Annotated in this window: 18 protein-coding genes; 1 reads left to right on the forward strand and 17 read right to left on the reverse strand. The window is 41.3% G+C overall.

All coding sequences use genetic code 11. The annotated features are described in order from the left end of the window. Positions 1–79: 79 nt before the first annotated feature. From BI182_RS07940 to BI182_RS08015, 16 genes are all read right to left on the reverse strand, one after another. On the reverse strand, positions 80–913 hold the full coding sequence (locus BI182_RS07940) for a M15 family metallopeptidase (RefSeq protein ID WP_139142397.1): 834 nt from the start codon (positions 911–913) through the stop codon (positions 80–82). Positions 914–1,129: 216 nt separating this feature from the next. Next, positions 1,130–1,348: a DUF8180 domain-containing protein gene (locus BI182_RS07945; protein ID WP_070372468.1), complete on the reverse strand. Its 219-nt coding sequence runs from the start codon at positions 1,346–1,348 to the stop codon at positions 1,130–1,132. Beyond that, on the reverse strand, positions 1,349–1,771 hold the full coding sequence (locus tag BI182_RS07950; RefSeq protein ID WP_070372467.1) for a DUF3842 family protein: 423 nt from the start codon (positions 1,769–1,771) through the stop codon (positions 1,349–1,351). A gap of 3 nt (positions 1,772–1,774) precedes the next feature. Continuing rightward, positions 1,775–1,972, reverse strand: coding sequence for a CooT family nickel-binding protein (locus BI182_RS07955; RefSeq protein ID WP_070372466.1), 198 nt, complete (start codon positions 1,970–1,972; stop codon positions 1,775–1,777). A gap of 157 nt (positions 1,973–2,129) precedes the next feature. Continuing rightward, a complete protein-coding gene (locus BI182_RS07960; protein ID WP_070372465.1) occupies positions 2,130–2,777 on the reverse strand; it encodes a DUF8180 domain-containing protein in 648 nt (215 codons plus the stop codon). Between the two features lie 177 nt (positions 2,778–2,954). Beyond that, positions 2,955–5,123 (reverse strand): acetyl-CoA decarbonylase/synthase complex subunit alpha/beta, encoded by a 2,169-nt coding sequence (acsB, locus tag BI182_RS07965; RefSeq protein ID WP_286806742.1) that lies wholly within the window; start codon positions 5,121–5,123, stop codon positions 2,955–2,957. Between the two features lie 72 nt (positions 5,124–5,195). Next, on the reverse strand, positions 5,196–5,981 hold the full coding sequence (locus BI182_RS07970; protein ID WP_263992692.1) for an ATP-binding protein: 786 nt from the start codon (positions 5,979–5,981) through the stop codon (positions 5,196–5,198). Positions 5,982–6,007: 26 nt separating this feature from the next. Beyond that, on the reverse strand, positions 6,008–7,906 hold the full coding sequence (gene cooS, locus BI182_RS07975) for an anaerobic carbon-monoxide dehydrogenase catalytic subunit (protein WP_286806713.1): 1,899 nt from the start codon (positions 7,904–7,906) through the stop codon (positions 6,008–6,010). Between the two features lie 285 nt (positions 7,907–8,191). Further along, the gene (gene acsE, locus BI182_RS07980; RefSeq protein WP_286806714.1) at positions 8,192–8,977 is read right to left on the reverse strand and encodes a carbon monoxide dehydrogenase/acetyl-CoA synthase methytransferase subunit; all 786 of its coding nucleotides are present in this window, start codon (positions 8,975–8,977) and stop codon (positions 8,192–8,194) included. Positions 8,978–9,045: 68 nt separating this feature from the next. After that, positions 9,046–10,386: an acetyl-CoA decarbonylase/synthase complex subunit gamma gene (gene acsC, locus BI182_RS07985; protein ID WP_286806716.1), complete on the reverse strand. Its 1,341-nt coding sequence runs from the start codon at positions 10,384–10,386 to the stop codon at positions 9,046–9,048. 19 nt (positions 10,387–10,405) lie between these two features. Then, positions 10,406–11,341 carry an acetyl-CoA decarbonylase/synthase complex subunit delta gene (acsD, locus tag BI182_RS07990; RefSeq protein WP_286806718.1) on the reverse strand — a complete coding sequence of 312 codons (936 nt, stop codon included), beginning with the start codon at positions 11,339–11,341 and terminating at the stop codon, positions 10,406–10,408. Between the two features lie 186 nt (positions 11,342–11,527). Then, the gene (locus BI182_RS07995; RefSeq protein WP_286806720.1) at positions 11,528–12,184 is read right to left on the reverse strand and encodes a DUF3786 domain-containing protein; all 657 of its coding nucleotides are present in this window, start codon (positions 12,182–12,184) and stop codon (positions 11,528–11,530) included. Further along, entirely contained in the window at positions 12,184–12,831 is a 648-nt protein-coding gene (locus BI182_RS08000; RefSeq protein WP_286806721.1) for a DUF3786 domain-containing protein, read from the reverse strand. Before BI182_RS08000 ends, BI182_RS07995 begins: the two co-directional genes overlap by 1 nt. Before the next feature lie 15 nt (positions 12,832–12,846). Further along, positions 12,847–14,772, reverse strand: a complete 1,926-nt coding sequence (gene acsV, locus BI182_RS08005) for a corrinoid activation/regeneration protein AcsV (protein ID WP_286806723.1) — start codon at positions 14,770–14,772, stop codon at positions 12,847–12,849. Positions 14,773–14,843: 71 nt separating this feature from the next. Then, positions 14,844–15,629: an ATP-binding protein gene (locus BI182_RS08010; RefSeq protein ID WP_286806744.1), complete on the reverse strand. Its 786-nt coding sequence runs from the start codon at positions 15,627–15,629 to the stop codon at positions 14,844–14,846. A gap of 576 nt (positions 15,630–16,205) precedes the next feature. Beyond that, positions 16,206–17,009, reverse strand: a complete 804-nt coding sequence (locus BI182_RS08015) for an ATP-binding protein (RefSeq protein ID WP_228882597.1) — start codon at positions 17,007–17,009, stop codon at positions 16,206–16,208. Positions 17,010–17,108: 99 nt separating this feature from the next. Here BI182_RS08015 and BI182_RS08020 point away from each other — a divergent pair, with 99 nt between their 5' ends. Further along, positions 17,109–17,765: a Crp/Fnr family transcriptional regulator gene (locus BI182_RS08020; RefSeq protein WP_286806725.1), complete on the forward strand. Its 657-nt coding sequence runs from the start codon at positions 17,109–17,111 to the stop codon at positions 17,763–17,765. A 26-nt stretch (positions 17,766–17,791) separates the two neighbouring features. Here BI182_RS08020 and BI182_RS08025 read toward each other — a convergent pair whose 3' ends face one another. After that, on the reverse strand, positions 17,792–19,123 hold the full coding sequence (locus BI182_RS08025; protein WP_228882595.1) for an HdeD family acid-resistance protein: 1,332 nt from the start codon (positions 19,121–19,123) through the stop codon (positions 17,792–17,794). Positions 19,124–19,138 lie beyond the last annotated feature (15 nt).

Here is a 19,138-nt window from a genome sequence, read left to right on the forward strand (position 1 = left end):
GTCTCAGGAAACACACTGAAATTTCACAAAAGGATACCCTAGGATATCCTTTTGTGCATTTATATTTTTTAACCAGACCCTAATTTGTGCCATAGTATTCTTCCATGGTTTTTCCGCTATTGTAAATCGCCGTCGCCACATCCACACCCAAATAGCGCAAATGCCAGGGCTCGTAGGCGTAACCGGTAATATCGGTTTTACCCTGAGGATAACGGACAATAAACCCGTACTTATGGGCGTTATCCTTAATGAATTGTCCTTCAGGTGTTGCACCAAAGCTCTCTAACAGATCAAAACCGACAGTCGCACTGGTAACATCCATGGCTAAGCCCAATTGATGCTCACTCATTCCCGGTCGGGCGCTGACCAGTTCGGCCCCGTCAACCCCATACGTGTCCACATTCCAGGCATACAGCTCGGACTGGGTTTCGTATGAACGATAACCCGAGCAGCAGTATAATTCTAAACCAGCGCTCTCTGCCGCTTTAAACAGTTTTGTCAACCCGTCAGCAGCGACACTTCTCAGCTGGGTATCCCGGGTTGATGGTAAGTCAACAGTGACCAGATCGCTGGGGATATAGCTGGCTGAAATACTATGGTTTTTATTAACCAGTGTCGTGATACTATCTGTGCCGGTTCCACTTTCTGCGGCGTTGTTTTTTTCTTCTTCTTTTGTTTCGCTCTGTGCCGGTTGTTCGGTTACAGCCGCCTGATTTGTCGTCACCGGATCAGACTCTGTTTTTGCATTCGTTGTTTGCGCCGTTGATGCCTGTGAATTTTTCTGGTTGGTGGTTTCTGACTGGGTTTCGTTCCGATGCCAAAAACCGAGCGTTAAAACTGCAATAGCCAGAATCAAAATAGCCGCCAGACCACCACATGCAACGATAAAACGTTTTTTATCTTTGATTCGCATTTTTAAACCTTCTTCTTTTTTTATAATTTCATTATACACCAACTTTTAAAAGTTCGCATAATTTTTTATGAAAAAATCCCCGGTCGAACATTATATTCTTCCGGGGATTTGTCACATTAACAGGTTTAATTCGATGCCACAATAAAAAAAACAGAACAAAAAGTCCTGCTTTCAAGCATGGCAATAATCATTATGATGCGATTTATTATTCTGTTATTAAAAGCGCATTTTCGCTTCCATAATCTTCTTTTGAGCTTCTCGCATTTTAGCGATCGCTATTAAAATCTCCTGGGACACATTGTCCTTTGATGTTCCCTGCAATTTATCGGCCCATTCCTGATAGCCTGCAATATGGTCTCCGGTGTGATTAATCCAATGAGCAAGAAACACCTTGAAAATATCGGCTTCTTTATCCATATTTAATTTATCATCCATCTATACGTCTCCCAAATTGAGTTCTTTTTTAATCAAGGATACTGCTTCACGAATTTGAAGTAGTAATGGTTTTTCCTCCAGTGAAACAATATGGTGATTTTCCGGTAGAATCGGAATATAGATTTTAAATCCATCACTATTTCCAATGGCTTCAACCATTTTCGGAGTGACTTCTCCCATCATCGAGTTTGGAATGGTCATCGCAATTGAACTGATGATAAAATCAGCTTTTTTCACGGTAACAGCAATGGCATTTTCGCCAGTAGCACCTTTATTGGCGCCTTTTTTTAACATCGCCGCAGTGGCCAGCGCATTGGTTCCCAAACCATATATTTCAATATATGGTGGTATTTCATCTTTTAAAATACCGACAATTCGAGAGCCAATGCCTCCTCCCATGCCGTCTAGCACTACTATGTTCATCGTCTAGACCGTTGTTCCTTCAATAATAATTTTGTGGTTAAGAAGCTTGACTTCTTTTAATTTGCCTTGAACAATTTTTGTACCGCCCAATAAATCCGACAGGGTTAAACTGCCATCTTCATTTGGAACGATATCAACAACGTAGTCCATAATTTTAGTTTCTCCTTCAGGAGTGATCATATAAGCTGAAGATTCACACATGTTCTCAGTCTCCTTTCTTCTAATTGAGGTTATTTTAACATAGTCTGCCCCCTAACACAAGTCAGGGGGCAACTGGTTTATTATAAGTTTTTAAACGACTTTCATCGCTATTCGTATCATCCGCACTGGTCGAGTAATGTGCAAATTTTTGAATTGCTTAACCTAACTCTTTTTTAGCTGCCACCAAATGCTTATCAGCTTCGCTCATCAGTGCAATTGCTTCGATTAAGGACTCGGCAACATCATTTTTACCCAAACGATTCATTTTTTCAACCCAGGTGTTGTATTCCATGGCATGATCCTGATTGTGCGCCACCCAGTGATCGAGTAGCAATCCCAGGATTTCAACATCCTTATTTTCGACATCACCACCATGGCAACAACCGGCGCCGTTTTTATTGTGGTGTCCACAATGGCCATCACCGTGAACATGGGGGTGGGGATGATCATGGCCGTGTGTGTGATCGTGTCCATGCGAATGATCATGGCCATGGGCATGGGCCTGACTTTCATGACCATGCGGGTGCTCATGTTGATGAGGATGGGGATGGGCGTGATGATGGGTGTGTTCGTGTTCATGCTCTTTTGTATGGGTATGTTCACTGCCATGATCATGGTCATCGCTGTGAGGGTGACTATGGGTGTGTCCATGTTCGTGATTATGCTCATGAATGTGTTCATGACCTTCATCCCCGGTATGCGGATGCGAATGTTGATGTTCGTGTTGGGCTCCACCTAAATGCGGATGGCCTTCTTCATGCTCATGATGCTCACCATGGCTGTGTTGTTCTTTATTGCTACACATATTGTTTCCTCCTGTTGATCTGATTTTTTTATAATTATAGCATCCTTTTCTTAATAAATCGATAGCTATTTTGAATTATTCTAAACTGTGTAAGTTTATGCTTTGGGTTAAAAAAAGGCAGAACACGTCTGTGTTCTGCCTTCAGGCATGTCTTTATTTTGACAGGGTCAAAATGTATTACATAATTGGATCCATAGCAAGTGCTGGATGTCCTTTTGATTCTAAGAATTCTAATACTGCTTCAGAATCGCTGGCAATTGTTTCATCACAAACCATGTCTGCGAAGTTTTCAATACCGGTCATTTCTTTAACAGCTTTATTTAAACGTTCTGCTACGTCGTCTTTTAATTCTTTTGGCATCCAAACGATTCGAGATAAACCGCCTTCTGCTGACATGAATTTTTTAGAACCGATCAGGAATCGACCGTGACCCATGAAGCCTGGAGTTTGAACCCCACCACCAGTCATTGAAGCCAATTCACCGAAAGTCATACCAACTGGAGAAGTATCGCCGAACTCACGGTTTACAATGATAACACCGTTTGCTTCTGGCATGATACCACAGATACATTCGAAACAACCACATGATGTCATTGGATCTTCAAGGATTGAGTACAGTGTAACTGCTTCAACAGCACCTTGAGAATCTCTGGCTACTACTTCATTTACAGAATCCCAACGTCCTAAACGTTCGTCAGTAGCTTCGCCTTTAACGATTGGTTGGTTAGGTCCGGTTGGATCCAATTCTTTAGTTGCTTTAGCATCTAACCAGGAAACAGCACCACAAAGACCTAAACGTTCTGGTGTTACAACACAAACGTGGCTTGGAGCAAATGATTGACATAACAGACAGGTATAGAATTCATCAACACTTTCATCTGTCAGAGCGCCCATTCGTTCGTCACGTTCAGCATAGATCGGTTTAACCAGTTCTTCGCCAAGACGTTTTACATCTTCTGCATTGGTGTAAATGGTAACTTCACATTTGTCAACAACTTTATCAAAGTCAGAACGCATTTTTGCATATAAAACTTCACCGATGTGTCTTAAACGGAAGCCTTTTTCAAATGCTTCTTTTGTTAAACGGATCCATGCAATATTTCTTTGACCAACATGCATAGCGCCTTCAATATAGTTTGTAAAGTAATGGATACGTCTTTCAAGTACGGTTTCAAAGTCTTTTTGCATTGCTTTACCGCCGACTTTAACAACAACACCCATTGGCAGACGAACAACGTCTTTGCCTTCGAACATCGCATCGTCAATATCTGGTCCCACAACAGTAATTTTGTGGTCTTCCATTTCAGCAACATCACCGGTTGTTACAAGTTCCCAACATTCAGTTTTGTTTCCACCAAATTCAGCAAACATGGTATCTTTACGTACACGTTCACCTTCGAAAGCTGAAGAAACAGCAACTGGACAGTCAATTTCGGTAACTTTGATTTTGATGTTACGGGCTTCTAAAGAAGTGGCAACAACTTTGCTGTTATCTGGTTGGTGTAATAATAAGGTTGGTACTTCATTGATGAAAGTTTCGGTAACAGCTGGGAAGCCCAATTCGATGGCAGCGGCACCAGCAGCGATAATTTTGTTATCCCATGGTCCAAATACGTTAACAAACGCTTTTACACGGTTTTTGGTATAGGTTCGGTGAGCCAGGAAGTCGCCTGGAGGTGTAGCCCCAAAGATTAAGCTGGCACGGATAGCAACTGATACTACATGGATAACTGATTCGATTTCGTATCCCAAAGGAATAACACGAAGGTCGATACCCATTTTGATTTTTTGTTCAATTGCCTGGTCGATTACTTTACCAACCATGAAGGTTAACAGACCTTTACCCTGGTAATCTTTTACGATTCCGGCTAAGGTTTCAGCATCTTTGGCTTCACCAATAATTACGGCAACACCTGGGATGTCATCTGTTACCAGTGGCACACCGAAGTTACGTACTTCAGCATCAGTAATATGTCCTAAGTAACGAACATCTGTTGTATTTAAATCTTCTACGTGACGGCCAGCGTATGGAAGTTCATCGTAAACATATTTTACTGCTTCGATAATTTCCGCTAACATTGCTGAAGCGGTTCCAGCATCTAAAGCGTCTTGCAGGTAATTGGTACGGTGAATTTTTTCTTTCGCCAGTGCCAATGCATCTTCCAGTTCACCTACATTGGTGATTTTTTTACCTGTGATTGCATAGATGCAAGGTAAAGCATAAGCAGTTCCTGGGAATTTCACTGGTGTTTCTTTTCCCTTTTCAGCAACGACTTTGGCAACCATTTCTTCAGCACGTTGAAGGTACTGGGCTTGACCGTCGTAAATAATATCAAAAAGATTCATATTCATATGGACTTTTTCCTCCTTAGATTCGTTCAATTAACATTAGATTTTTGTTGACTATTTAAAATTACGTTATTTCTTTTTTTCTTCAACAATTGCCAGAATTTTCTTGCCTAATACGGCAATATCTTCCTTCATAACAGGGTCGTCATAGGGCGATTGATTGTTGCGATCAGATTCAGAGATGGCATCCCGGTAGTTCATAAAACCAATGATGTTGTCTGCTCCGATTTTTTCGGTAAGAAAGGCGATATCTCCGTCATTGCGGATTTTATTTCCAATAACATAAACCTGTTTTACACCAATATCCATTGCCATGGATTTAACCTTATGGAACGTTTGAATACTGCGGACTCCCGGTTCGACGACAACAATAAAGGCATCGACTGCCCCAGCAGTTCCCCGACCCAGATGTTCAATGCCGGCTTCCATGTCCATGATAACCACATCTTTTTGGTATAATACCAGATGGCTCATCAGCATTTTTAATAAAACATGCTCCGGGCATACACAGCCGGATCCTCCGGTGTCGACGGTTCCCATGGTTAGTAACTTAACCCCATTAAACTCTTTGGCATAACGCTCGGGAATATCAGCAACCTCAGGATTCATTCGAAACATTGATCCAAAAGAACCGGTTTCCGCCGCTGTTCGCTCTTCCACCAAGTCTCTCATTTCAGAAATGGGAACAATACTGGCGATCATTTCCTCAGTCATACCTAAGGCCAGGCCAAGATTGGCATCGGGGTCAGCATCAACTGTTAATACATTATATCCCTGGTCGGCAAAATATCGGCTTAAGCTTGCGGAGATGGTTGTTTTCCCAACCCCGCCTTTTCCTGTTAATGCTATCTTCATTTTATCACCTGTCTATCTTTTATAAATTAGATACCTAAAGCTACTCGTTTTGCTTCCATATCTTCCATGATTTTGTCAACCATGACAATTGGATCTTTTTCGAATACGAAGTGAGCGCCAATAAATTCCTGGCAATCTTCGGTCATTAATTTTGTAAAGTTAGGTCCGCCTAAAACTGGTGGAATAACGCCCAGATAAGTATTAATACCAGAACCAACTACGTAGTTAGCAATCGCTACGGCTTTTTCTGACATCCATTCTGGTGCAATCCCAACAACTGGTAATAATGCAGGGTCAACGCCTCGTTGGTCAGCACATAAGTTTACAATATGCAGGATACGGCTGATATCTACACAAGAACCCATATGAAGAACTGGTGGAATGTTTACACGTTCGCAAACTTCTTTAAGACCACGACCACATTTGTCTTTTGCTTCTAATGTTAATAAACCAGCTTTGGCAGCAGCTTGAGCAGCACAACCGGTAACAACGCAGATGACGTCACGTTTGATCAGTTCTTCCATAACAGTAATATGAGCATAGTCATGTTGTTGTTTTGGATTATTACAACCAACTACACCAGCAGCACCACGGATAACGCCTGCATAGATAACATCGGTTAATGGTTTAACGGTTCCCAGTTCATCTTCTAATTGAGAGTTAACAACTGCATCTAAATGTTCGATAATGGTTTCTACTGAGTAACCAACCATTGTGTCTTGTTTGATATCTGGAATTTCTACTTTTGAAGCATCCCGATTTGGGAAGTTTTCGACTGCCAATTTAACAATTTCAGCTGCATTGTCTAAACCAGTTGCTTCTGAGAATTCGATGAAGATATCACCAGCTATTTTAGCTTTTGGTGAGGTACTAACAAATCGGGTATGGTAAGTTTTAGCAAGTTCTGGCAGTGCTGGGAAGATACATTGAACGTCAACGACAACGGCTTCCATGGCACCAGTAATGATTGCCATTTCCTGTTGGTAGAAGTTACCGGCAATTTTGATACCATGACGCATGGTCATTTCATTACCAGTACAACACATCCCAACGATGTTAATGCCTTTGGCACCTTTAGATTTAGCTAATTCAACCATTTCTGGGTTTTGAGCTGCTAGAACAACCATTTCGGAAAGGTTTGGATCATGACCATGAACCATGATGTTTACCATTTCAGCATCAATAACACCTAAGTTAGAAGATGAAGCACGAGCAGTTGGGGTACCATATAAGATATCAGAGAATTCGGTACCGATCATGGAACCGCCCCAACCATCTGCCATACCAGTTCTCATCGCACGTCGGAAAAGACTTTCGTAATCAGCTGCACAACCCATATGTGTTGAATGCATTAAGGTTACAACTTCCATATCGATAGCACGTGGTGCAATGTCTTCTCTTGCCCAGATTTCCTGACGGGCTTTTGGAGCTCTTTTTAAGAAACGTTGGGTACCAAAAGGTTTTCCAAACTCTTCTAATGCTAATTCAGCCATTTCATGTGCTAACGCATAGGTTTCTTTTGTATCGGCATCAACAACATCCCATTCTTTAGCAATTCTTCTTAATTTAGCTTCGTCACGAACTTTGTAAGGACCTTCGGCTTTTGAATGATGTAATGCATGAACGATATCACGGGCATGATCCGAGTGAGCAGATGCTCCAGCAGCGACCATTCTTGCTGTGTTTCTTGCTACAATTGTGTCAGCGTTAGCTCCACAAATACCTCTTTCAGCACCTTTTCCAGGAACTGGACTAACTCGACATGGACCCATTGTACAAATTCTACAACAAACCCCTGCTTCTCCAAAACCACATTGGGTTTTTTGGGCTGCACGACGATCCCACATTGTTTCTGCGCCATCTCTTTGAGCTTTCGCTAGAGATGCTTCAGCAATCTTATCATAATTCAAAACTTCATTGCTCATATTTTTTCTACCTCTCTAAATTTTATAATTTATATCAACGCACCTGTTTCGTATAATAGTTATTTTTTACGGATTTGTAAAAAGTTTTATCATATCGAAAAAAATAATCAAATTACCCTTTACAAACATTGTTAAATGTTATACAATGTAGGTGAGTGATACATTATACATAGTTGTTTGCTCCTGACTTTCATCTTAACTTGTGCGGCAAGTGGTGAATTGTGGTCGGGGGCTTTTTTTATGAGTATTTTCAAATACCTGTTTTATTGATTTATAAAGGTATTTCTAGAACTCAAGTACTGAATCTGCATAAAGGATATTATTTTTGATAATATCGCAGGCAACAATGGTTTCCATTAATCGTTTGTCGCAAGGATTAACGATAGCAGAACTGAATCCACATTGCATTGCCATAGCAACTGTAGCGCTATCTAATAATGGACGGATGTGTTTTGGTGCGCCATTCGATACGTTGCTTAGCCCACCAGTTGTCAAAAGTCCCATGTCTGAAATCATTTGAATTGCTTCTAATACATCAGGTTGTTTGTCCTGCATACCTTTAATAACTAAAAATAATGGGTCAAATAACATATCTGTAGGCTCCATACCATGTTCCATACCACGTTCTAATAATTCAGAACAATACATAATCCGTTCGTCATTATTGCTTGGAACACCTTCTTTAGAACAAAGAGCAATACACATAGCATCATTAGCTGCTGCTAAATCCAGGTAACCAATTCGGTCGCCAGCATCAGCTGAGTTTACGATTGGTTTTCCTTTTGATCGGTTATAAACCTTAATCCCAGCTTCGATTGCTTTCATATTGGCTGTATCTAAAGCGATTGGCACATTATCAAAGTTTTCTTGAAGTATTTTTACTCCCCACTGCATTAATTCTTCGCCGCCTTTTTCAGCAGGTCCGATATTTAAATCAAGATAATCTGCCCCAGCATCTAATTGTTCTTTTGCTCTTAAAAGAATTGGTTCTGGATTTCTATCTGCAAACGCTTGACGAATTGCTGGAGAAATACAGTGAATTCTTTCACCAATAACCATAAATTTTGACATATTGTTCCCCTTTCAAATTGAAAAAATGTTTAGGTGTGTCCGGGAATAACCCCGGACACAGATTGATATTATGCTTGCATATCTCTTAAGAACTTAGGTAATTGCATTGCTTCGTTTGGTCCAACGATTACTTCCCATTCAGGCAGTAATTCAGCTAAATCGCCTTGAAGTACAGCAACTTTACCTGGTAAGATTAACTTACGAGAGGTAGTTAAGCTGGCAACATCGGCTTCTTTAATGAAGTTAGCAATAACTGAAGAACCAAATTTACCAGCAGCCCAAGCAGTAAGAACTGAGTAACCGCCTGCATCTGGAATTGCCAGGTAAGCAGGAACTTTAGATCGTTCGATTTCGCCAGCAACTACAAAGTAAGATAAAGCGAAGTCAACTGTTACTAGCACTGGATCTTTACCTGTTGGTTTATTGAATTCATAAACCTTAGGTTCAACACGCATTGGTTTTTGAGGATCGGTAAAGATGTTTTGTCTTAAACCAAACAGTGGTAAAGCAGCGTTGAAGTCCATTTCGTCCATAACGATGATTGAACCATAACGAAGAACGAAAGCCGATGCCAAAGCAATTTGCAGGTTGGTATTAGCTGGTGCCAATTTATTTGCAAATACAACTGAAGGATATCCGAATGAACGATCATCTCCTTTGATTGCTGCTGTACGAATATTAACTGCATTTGCGTAAGCATCTTTAATTGTGGTTTCGCCTACATTTAAGACTAGGTTTTTATAACCCATTTTTTCAATTTCTTCAACTAAATCATGTAATGCTTCAATCGTATCCGCTGAAACACCAAGAACAGCTGCTGCTGCTTTTGCAACTTCAACCATAGCCGCTGCATTGTCTTTAGTTGCACCCATGATAATTGCGCCAGCACCTGCACCAGCAACCGCTGCTTTTGCTACTTCAGCATCAGTTGTAATGATCATTGGGATTTTGCCACATTCAGCTACTTTTTTAACGAGTGCTGTAAATTTAGCTGCATCAGCAACAAAACGAACTGCAACAACTTCTACAAACATCATTTCACTGATACGTTCATAGTTAACTTTCATTATTTTTGCACAAGCTGCATCAATTTCAGCATCGCTCATTGCATCTGATAATTCAACTGCAAACAAGTTTTTGTTAACTAATGTTTTTTCATGTCTGAATAAAACTGTTTCGCCACCTAGTGATTTTTCTGTATCACCAGCTCCAAATTTGATTGTTTTCATTGGTGGAGCTGTTGCTTCTGATAACAATGCTTTGGATTCTTCTGAAATATATGGACATTTTTCAATAGCAACAGCGCCTGTTGCTGCTTTCATTGAGAAAGCCATACATGTTGGGAAACCACACTCTTTACAGTTTGTTTTTGGTGTGAGTTTAAAGATATCTAAACCTTTTACTGCCATTTGTATTCGCCTTCCTTTCCTAACCTATGATTCCAGCAACTAAAGCTTTAATAGTTTTAGCTGATTCTGGATGTCTTACAACGATTGCGTTTGATCCGCTAACAACACAAGATGCTGCTGTCGAAACTTCCATACCAATCCCACGAGCTTCCTGATCGCCCCATTCTGGTGCATCTTCAACTGTTGTTACAGCTTCTTTAACGCCCCAGGCTTCGCCAGAAATATTTGTTATAATTGGCATTTGTAAACTTTCGTCGTTTTGACCAAGGCCAGCAAGGCGAATACGATCCATTGTTGAAGCAACATATTCAAAGCCGTAACCGGCTGCTGATGATCCAACATCCATTAAAATTTCTTTACTATTAACGCCTAATTGTGTTAATAAGATGTTTAATTGTTTTGCAAGGTTGATATCAACTGATGATTCCGCTGAAACTTTTTGACCATAAGCCATTCCACCAGCAGCACCGATTGTTTTGTAATTATCTTCTATTGCAGAGAATAAAACGACATTTTTTCCTTCAAGAGCTTTAGCTACTTCTTCTAATAACTTAGCATCTTTTTCTGCGTTTTTACATCCTTCTACAACTAAAGGTACGTTAATTGCAGCTTCTACTGCTACAGCTGTAGCAACACAGCTTTCAACTGATGCATCAGCGCCGTTTGGATCAGCACTTTCAAGTTTAATTAACAAGAAATCAGCACCTGATTTTTCTACTGCTGCTTTTGCTAAAGCTGCAGGGTTTTTCAAATCATCTCCGTAAAGTGCTTTGAAGCAATCTGCCCACTCATCGGTGGTATCTGAGATTGCGATTCCAACTGCGGTCTTGAATCCTTCAGTACCTAAAAATGGTAATGAGTTTTCTCCACCTATGCTGATAGCTGCATCTCCTACACCTAACTCGCATACGTTGATCTTGCCACTAAATTTTTGTTCTGCTTTTTTGTATGGCATTTTTTTGTTTCCTCCTAACCTGTTACCTTTTTTCAAAATATTTATTTCAAAGCATGACACTTTAAAACCAAATTAAAACCATTGCATATTCTACAGCTTTTTACCTGTATATATAAGTATACACAGATTGTACTATATTAGTTAAAAGTTTGTCAATTAATTTTCGGCATTTTTCTAAAATTTATCCTAATTTTTTTTAGAGTCTAAAGAGAAAGTAAAGGTTTTCAGTGAAATCATTAAAACATCCCCTAAAATTGCTAAATCTTTAATATTGAAGACATCTGTTAATTTTTTATCAAATAGGATTTGGGCCTCTGCTTCAAACTCATCATCCCCAAACCATAAAATCCAGATGATATCAACACCACTTGTCACTGTGAACTGCCAGGCAAGGTCACCCTTGCTGTAAGGCACAGCTTTTAACCAACTCATGTAACTTTTAAGTTGTTCTGGCATTTCATTGCCGATTTGTGCAAAAACTTGAAGACAGCGTTTATGGAAATTAGAATAGTAAATGGGGCCATCCGGAAACTCTTTAAAACTGATCCATTCATTGGTCGCTTCGTTTCCGTTGGCATTCATTAAATATCTGAGAATAAAAATTTTGACCGAATAATTATCAAAATCCTCGCCCCGGGCATTCACAACCATACCACTGGGGTAGTCAACAAAATAGGTTTCACCCAGGACGGTCATTTCAAACCGCCCACTTTCCGGTGTATAGGGACAAGACGAGTTTTTACTCATCTCACCGGGATCATAGTTTTTAAATAAATCACGGTTAATGACATAACTACTTTCCGAAAAATGGGGATCAATATTATGTATTTTTGTTTGCTTCATTATTTCTTACTAAGTTCTTTTAATGCCGGGATAAAAATATCACCCATCACTGCCATATCCTCGGCACTGAAAGCACTGGGGAAATTAGCATCAAATAGTATTTGTGCTTCTGGTGGGAATTCATCATCACCGATCCATAAAATTACGGTCATAAACATATTATTAATGACCTCAAAACGCCAGGACAGATCACCGATTTTTTGAGGTTCGGCGTCCAGAACTGCCATTGCTTTTTTCAAACCGTCGAGATTATAGTTGAAGGTGAAGGCAAAACGTTTAAGACAACGGCCTTCAAAGCAGGGATAATAAATATTCCCGCCGGAAACATCCCGGTAGGCAATGTTTTCACCGGTGGCCTTAATCCCTTTGGCATTGATCAGATAACGTAAAATCATGGTTTTCAGTTTATAATTATCAAAGTCCTGTCCGTTCATATCGGTCACATCACCCTGGGGATAGGCGACCTTATAAGGGGTTCCCATCAGCGTAGCCGTAAAGAAGCGCCCTTCTTCATCATAAGGACAGGTGCTGTTTTTGGCAACAGTCTGGGGATCCAGGTCTTTTAACAAGCTCTTGTAGTGTTCGTAGGGTATTTTATCTTTTCTTTTTTCTTCAATTGCGGTTTCATCCCGTAAGGTATTTTCCATTTAAAATCTCCTGTTTCAGTTTTCCAGAGACGGAAATAAATTCATGTTGGTATGCGGAATAAAGCAAGCTGAGATAAACTCATCCATATAGGTCGGGTGGACGCTCAATTCCATATAAGTCATATTTTGAGAGATCTCACGGATCTTATCTTTTCCTTCACTGAGGGTCAGAGCCAGATAACACCCCTGCATTGAGCTGTTGCCAATATAGAAGTATTTATCGACTGGTATATCTGGCAGCATTCCCAGAGCAATGGCATTGGTGATATCCAGATTGGTGCCGATGCCACCGGCAACATAAATGTTTTCCAGCACATCGATGGGCATATCCAAACTTTCCATTAAAATATAAATCGCCGAAAACACGGCTCCTTTGGCCTTGATAAAGCTGTCAATATCAATTTCAGTGATATAAATATCTTTAGAGCCATTATCCAGTTCCTTGGAATAAAGATAATACTGGCCAATTCCGTATTCGTCAAATTTGATCCGGGGATGGTTCAGATCCCGTTCCATTCGACCTTTGCCGTTGATAATGCCGGTTCGCTTCATTTCACAAATCAGGTCGATAATCCCCGATCCGCAAATTCCCACCGGACTGACATGGCCAATGGTATTATAAAAAGGCCTAAGATCTTCTTCATTGATGGTAACCTGTTCGATGGCACCAGGCACGGCCCGGGTACCACAGCTGATTTCGCCACCTTCAAAAGCCGGACCCGCCGAACAGGCACAGGTCATTAAGAAATCCTTGTTACCAAAGACAATTTCGCCATTTGTTCCCAGATCCACCAGCATCGTAAAGTCTTCGCGCATCCAGACTGGTACCGCAAAGACTCCGGCGGTAATATCGCCACCAACGTAGCTGGCCACCGATGGGGCCAGATATATTTTTCCTTCCGGATTAACATTGATACCCAACTCAGCACATTTCATTTCGGGAATGTCATTGATGGCTGGAATAAATGGCTCACGCCGTAAATAATCGGGATTTAATCCCAACAACAGGTGGTTCATGGTGGTATTACCAGCGGCACAGACCTCGTAGATGTCTTCTTTTTTAATCCCAACGGTTTTAACCATCTTTTCGATCAGGTTATTGATACTCTCATCGACGATGGCATGACGAAGGTTTTCCAATCCGCCGGGTTTTTCTGAATAAACAATCCGATTGATCACATCAGCCCCGTATTTAACCTGGGCATTGCCCATCGAAGCCTTTGTTAAAATCTCATTGGTATTCATATCCACCAGACAGGCTGATACAGAAGTTGTACCAATATCCAGGGCGATCCCGTACAGCACTGATTTTTCGCTATTGGCCGGTTTGACATCGAGAATTTCAGCTACTTCCCGACGTTTTAAATAGACGACTTCGATTAAAAAATCATTTTTCCTGAAGGCATCCGGCAGTTTTTTCATCACGTTCAAACTGATGGTAATATCTTCATAGCCTAAATTGTGTTTAAAATAAAGCTTCAGCCGATCTTCATCCGCACAATTGTCTTCAATAGTGGGGCATGGCAACTGAATAATTTCCGACCACAATCGGCTCTGATTAGTCATGCCTTCTTTGATCATTTTTTTTCGAACATACTTGATGTTTTCATTTTCATTGTTTGATAGATCGGTAATCTGCATTTCGTTTACAAAAGAAGATGCTAAATCTGGTACTTCCACCTCGATATCTTCAATGATCGTTGCATTACAGGAAAGAACGATCCCACTGGCCATTTCTTCCTCAGAAATATGTCTGGTTTTTTCGGTTTTAACCTGACCCGATACAATCTTCACCTTGCACTTACCGCAGGTCGCATTCCCGCTGCAGGGTGAGTCAATCATGACACCGGCTCTTCTGGCTGCTTCCAGTAAGTTTTCTCCATCGCTTGCAATTAAATCAACCGTTCTTTTTCCTTTAATATTAAATCGTACCTTTTTCATATAACAATCTCCCCTTTTCCGCAGTTTCCGTCTAAAAGGGCTGGATACCAGCCCCGTTTGTTATTTCAGATCTATTTTTTGCCGTTTTTGATAATTTCCAGTTTCTTGACAATATCTCTTAAGGCAACCTTGGCTGGTGAATCAGCAGGTAACTGAACCAGTGGTTTACCATAGGCATCATATTCAAAAACATTTTGATCCAATGGCACAACCCCAATCAGGTCAAGGCCCTGATTTTTGATTTCTTCGGCGGTTCCTTCGTTTAAAACGCCATCAGGCGCCCGGTTAACGATCAGCTTGATCACCGGTACTTTTAGTTTCAGTTCGGTAACCAGCTCTTTAATTCGGCCAACGGCCTGAATACCACGACGTGAACAGTCACTGACCAGAATCAGCATATCAATTTTACCAAGAGTTCCGCGACTTAGATGTTCCATCCCCGCTTCGTTATCGACGATGATATATTGATAATTTGTTGCCAGCATATCAATTTGCGTTTTCAGAATTCCGTTAACGTAACAGTAACAACCGGCTCCCTGGCTGCGACCCATAACCAGCAGGTCATAACCATTTCCTTCAGCAACTGCCTGATTTAAACGAAGTCTTAAAAAGTCTGTTTTCGTTACACCGGGAGGCAGTGGCACACCTTCCATTTCAGCCCGATTTACTTCTTCTTTGATCTCACCGATGGAAAGATCAACTTCTTCCCCCAGTACTTCGTTAAGGTTTGCATTGGCGTCCGCATCTACTGCTAAAATAGGACCCAGACCTTCTGCAACTAAATATTCAATAAGCATACCAGTAAGACTTGTTTTACCAACGCCACCTTTACCTGCAACTGCAATATTAAAAGCCATAATATTTTCCTCCATTATCGTTTCTCCGGTCAATTTTCTTTAAACAGTGTATGTTATTATCACTGATTTTTCAACAGGAAAAATTCGTATTTTGTCAACTTGTATATATATGTATCGACAGGGCTATCATATCATAATCATTCTGATTTTACAACATAACTTTATCACTTAAAGCACAAATTAAGGCCTTTGCAAAATATTTCTAAACAATTTTTGCAAAGGTTTACGAAACCATGATAAGACCTGCGTTTTTTTTGCATCAGATCTGACCTTCCATGATCTGAAATTCATTTAATTTCTCATTGCCATGGTCCTTCCTTTGTTTATTCTGATCGAAAAAAAGCCATATCCCCGGAGATTCGGGATATGGCCGTATTTTTTAGGCAATAAATTTGAGGACAAATTTTTATCAGTAGGTCACTTATTGAAAACAAATCCGTGTTCATTCATCGTGAGAGACTTCCACGGCAGCAGAAAAATATCAATCAAATGCTTCATGGATTGTTCTTTTGCCGAAACCACATGGATAATGTCTCCACCCGTTTCTGTAATTCGTTGTTTTTTTACGATGGTATTTTAGACATTTTCCAGCACTTTTCCGTCTGTTGTGACGGTTAGCACCTGCCAGGGAATCATTTTTCCGGAATTCTGAAGAGCCGTGGTCACGGCTGCTGTTATACCACCGCAACAGGGAACTTCCATCCGCACCACTGTCACACTTTTGATGTCATTAAGCTTTATTATTTCCGTCAGCTTGTCAGCATAGTCAACGGCATCCAGTTTTGGACATCCAATCAATGTGATTTTATTTTTAATAAAGCGATTATGGAAATCCGCATAGGCATAGGCGGTACAATCTGCCGCAATCAGCAGATGTGAACCATTGAAATAGGGGGCATTAACCGGTGCTAATTTAATCTGCACTGGCCATTGTCGCAATTGTGACTCCGGAGCAGCCGATTCCGTTGATTCCGGCGCTGTTGCTGACTCTCGAACAATCGCCTTGGACGAGGAGCCCGGACACCCACAGGCCAGTGGTTCCAAACCATCATCCGCTGCTGCACTTTCCCGGACAATCGTTTTTGCATGCGTTCCGGGGCAACCACCAGCTTTTTTCTCGCCACTGTTTTGAGCCATTTCTTTCTTTTTCATATTTTCCAGCACGGCAGCTTCGTCATAGGCAGCTGCTTCCCGTTCCACAAAGGTAATCGCCCCAGTGGGACAGCTGGGCAGGCAATCCCCCAATCCATCGCAGTAGTCATCGCGCAGTAGCTTGGCCACCCCATCCACCATACCAATGGCGCCTTCGTGGCAGGCTTCGGCACATAAGCCACAACCATTACATTTTTGTTCATCTATCGAAATTATTTTTCGGATCATCTTTTTTTCCTCCTTGAAATATCATGTATTGATTTCTTGAGCTAATCATAATATAATCTACCCAAAACTACCGTTGCATATGCAACACAAAGGGAAAATATGGATAAAAATATCGAAGTCTTAAGAAAAGTTAAACTATTTGATGGCATTGATGAAAATCTCGAAGCCATGCTGCAGTGTCTCGGTGGCGAGGTAAAAACCTATGATCGGGGGGAAATCATCCTGCTAACCGGCCAACCAGTTCCCGCAGTCGGGGTTATTCTATCGGGAGAAGTTCAGGTTATTCAAGAGGATTATTATGGCAATCGCTCGATTCTTACCGAACTGAGCCCCAGCCATATTTTCGGCGAAGCCTTTGCCAGTGCCGGGATTAAAGAAAGTCCCGTAACGGTGCTTGCCAAGACCAACGCCAGTGTCATGTTTCTGGGCATCGAACGGATTATCAATACCTGCCCCAACTCCTGCGTTTTTCACAATCACCTGATCGAAAACCTGCTAAAAATTCTGGCCCGTAAAAACATTCTGCTGAGTAATAAGAATCAGCTGTTATCCCGTCGAACCATTCAGGACAAGGTCCTCTCCTATTTGTCGCTGCAGGCCGAAAAAAAAGGAAACCTCGCTTTTGAGATTCCCTTTAGCCGCAATGAGCTGGCCGATTTTTTATGTGTGGATCGCTCTGCCTTATCCCGGGTGCTTTCCAAGCTTCAGAAAGAAGGCATCATTGAATACACCAATAACCATTTCAAACTGCTGTAACATTTAATTGCACGGTTTCACAACTTTTACACCGAACTGACACGGTTATCTTTTGCCATATTATTTTCGATATCCTGATAAAGCGTGCGGGAAACCACAATCGAATCGCCGCGGTCATAAAGCCGATCCAGATAGTCGAGATAGGCGCCGGGGGTGATGATGCCATTGACCTTGATCAGGTCAATCCCGGTTTTACCGACAATGGTATCGACCAGTTTAACACAATTGGTTCCCAGGGCATAATAGGTTTTAAATTCATTGCCCTGTTTGAATTTATAAAAACTTGCTTTGGCATCATTATAAAGCTGACTGGAAACATCGGAAAAATCTCTCGGCTCGCCTGCTATTTCACCTTTATCGGCCTGTTCTGCTTTGGGTTCCCAGGGCATTGTTTGCGAAAGCAATTTTTCCAGTTGTTCCTGAACCCCACTTTTTTGTTCCGGAGTCAGCGACAAACCATATCCCATTAAAATTTTCTTTTCAACTTTCAGGGCTTGTTTTACATGTTCCTCTTTAGGCATCTCCACCAACACACCATCAGCTAAGAATCCTCCTAATTTCCAGGTGGAATCATCATAATTGCCATAGCTGTAAACGCACTCCCCCATTGAGGCATCCACATGCCCCATTCCCGGAATCAGGCCTTCTCGGGTGTGGATAAATATCTCCATATCGGTGGTTCGTTCAATGCTGTGGTCTTCCAATAACAACAGCGCATCCGGTTCTTCTTCAACCAGTTGATTGACCTTTTTTAACATCCGCATCGGTAAAAAAGCCGCAAATACCAGAGGCAGGGTGACCCGCATGTGCTTCTTGGCTTTTTGAGCGCCGCTATTGTGTTTCATTAAACTGACCAGTGCATCGCCGAAGATATTAAAAGCGAAGAAAATCAGATATACTCCAAAAATGATGCCAAAAATCCGGCCGGTGGTGGCAAAAAAGGCCATATCAATCCCCAACCCGATATAAACCAGGGCCACCAGCATGGTCCAGCCCCAGGAGGCTCCATCGCTCTTAAGTTTCAAACTACTGATTAAAACAAAACAACCGATAATGATTCCCAGCATACCAATAGCGAAACTAAACGGCACTTTCAAAAATTGCGGGTTGGCGTAGGTAAAAATTCCCCCAAACAGGCACAATAACCCGATTCCCAACTCTTTTAGCTTGCTTTCATCTTTTTTTAAAAAAATGGCTGACAGGTACATCACTCCAACGACGACTAACATAATCGATATGCCGGTGATAATAATATCCCAGGCCAATTTCACGTCCAAAAGCATAATCATGCCGCCAATAAATACGGCAATGGATATCAATAACCAGACGACCGGTGCGGTGTTTTTGAATGCTGACATAAAAAGCCCTCCTTT

The sequence above is a fragment of the Acetobacterium sp. MES1 genome (assembly GCF_002237635.1).
Taxonomy (GTDB): domain Bacteria; phylum Bacillota; class Clostridia; order Eubacteriales; family Eubacteriaceae; genus Acetobacterium; species Acetobacterium wieringae.

Excerpts from the sequence above, each read along its gene's own strand:
- BI182_RS07945 (WP_070372468.1), bottom strand. The coding sequence starts at position 1,348 with ATGGATGATAAATTAAATATGGATAAAGAAGCCGATATTTTCAAGGTG.
- BI182_RS08010 (WP_286806744.1), bottom strand. The coding sequence starts at position 15,629 with ATGGCTTTTAATATTGCAGTTGCAGGTAAAGGTGGCGTTGGTAAAACA.
- BI182_RS07970 (WP_263992692.1), bottom strand. The coding sequence starts at position 5,981 with ATGAAGATAGCATTAACAGGAAAAGGCGGGGTTGGGAAAACAACCATC.
- BI182_RS08000 (WP_286806721.1), bottom strand. The coding sequence starts at position 12,831 with ATGGAAAATACCTTACGGGATGAAACCGCAATTGAAGAAAAAAGAAAA.
- acsB (WP_286806742.1), bottom strand. The coding sequence starts at position 5,123 with ATGAATCTTTTTGATATTATTTACGACGGTCAAGCCCAGTACCTTCAA.
- acsC (WP_286806716.1), bottom strand. The coding sequence starts at position 10,386 with ATGGCAGTAAAAGGTTTAGATATCTTTAAACTCACACCAAAAACAAAC.
- BI182_RS07995 (WP_286806720.1), bottom strand. The coding sequence starts at position 12,184 with ATGAAGCAAACAAAAATACATAATATTGATCCCCATTTTTCGGAAAGT.
- BI182_RS08020 (WP_286806725.1), top strand. The coding sequence starts at position 17,109 with ATGGATAAAAATATCGAAGTCTTAAGAAAAGTTAAACTATTTGATGGC.
- BI182_RS07940 (WP_139142397.1), bottom strand. The coding sequence starts at position 913 with ATGCGAATCAAAGATAAAAAACGTTTTATCGTTGCATGTGGTGGTCTG.
- BI182_RS07950 (WP_070372467.1), bottom strand. The coding sequence starts at position 1,771 with ATGAACATAGTAGTGCTAGACGGCATGGGAGGAGGCATTGGCTCTCGA.
- acsE (WP_286806714.1), bottom strand. The coding sequence starts at position 8,977 with ATGTCAAAATTTATGGTTATTGGTGAAAGAATTCACTGTATTTCTCCA.
- BI182_RS08015 (WP_228882597.1), bottom strand. The coding sequence starts at position 17,009 with ATGATCCGAAAAATAATTTCGATAGATGAACAAAAATGTAATGGTTGT.
- BI182_RS07955 (WP_070372466.1), bottom strand. The coding sequence starts at position 1,972 with ATGTGTGAATCTTCAGCTTATATGATCACTCCTGAAGGAGAAACTAAA.
- BI182_RS07960 (WP_070372465.1), bottom strand. The coding sequence starts at position 2,777 with ATGTGTAGCAATAAAGAACAACACAGCCATGGTGAGCATCATGAGCAT.
- acsD (WP_286806718.1), bottom strand. The coding sequence starts at position 11,341 with ATGCCATACAAAAAAGCAGAACAAAAATTTAGTGGCAAGATCAACGTA.
- BI182_RS08025 (WP_228882595.1), bottom strand. The coding sequence starts at position 19,123 with ATGTCAGCATTCAAAAACACCGCACCGGTCGTCTGGTTATTGATATCC.
- cooS (WP_286806713.1), bottom strand. The coding sequence starts at position 7,906 with ATGAGCAATGAAGTTTTGAATTATGATAAGATTGCTGAAGCATCTCTA.
- acsV (WP_286806723.1), bottom strand. The coding sequence starts at position 14,772 with ATGAAAAAGGTACGATTTAATATTAAAGGAAAAAGAACGGTTGATTTA.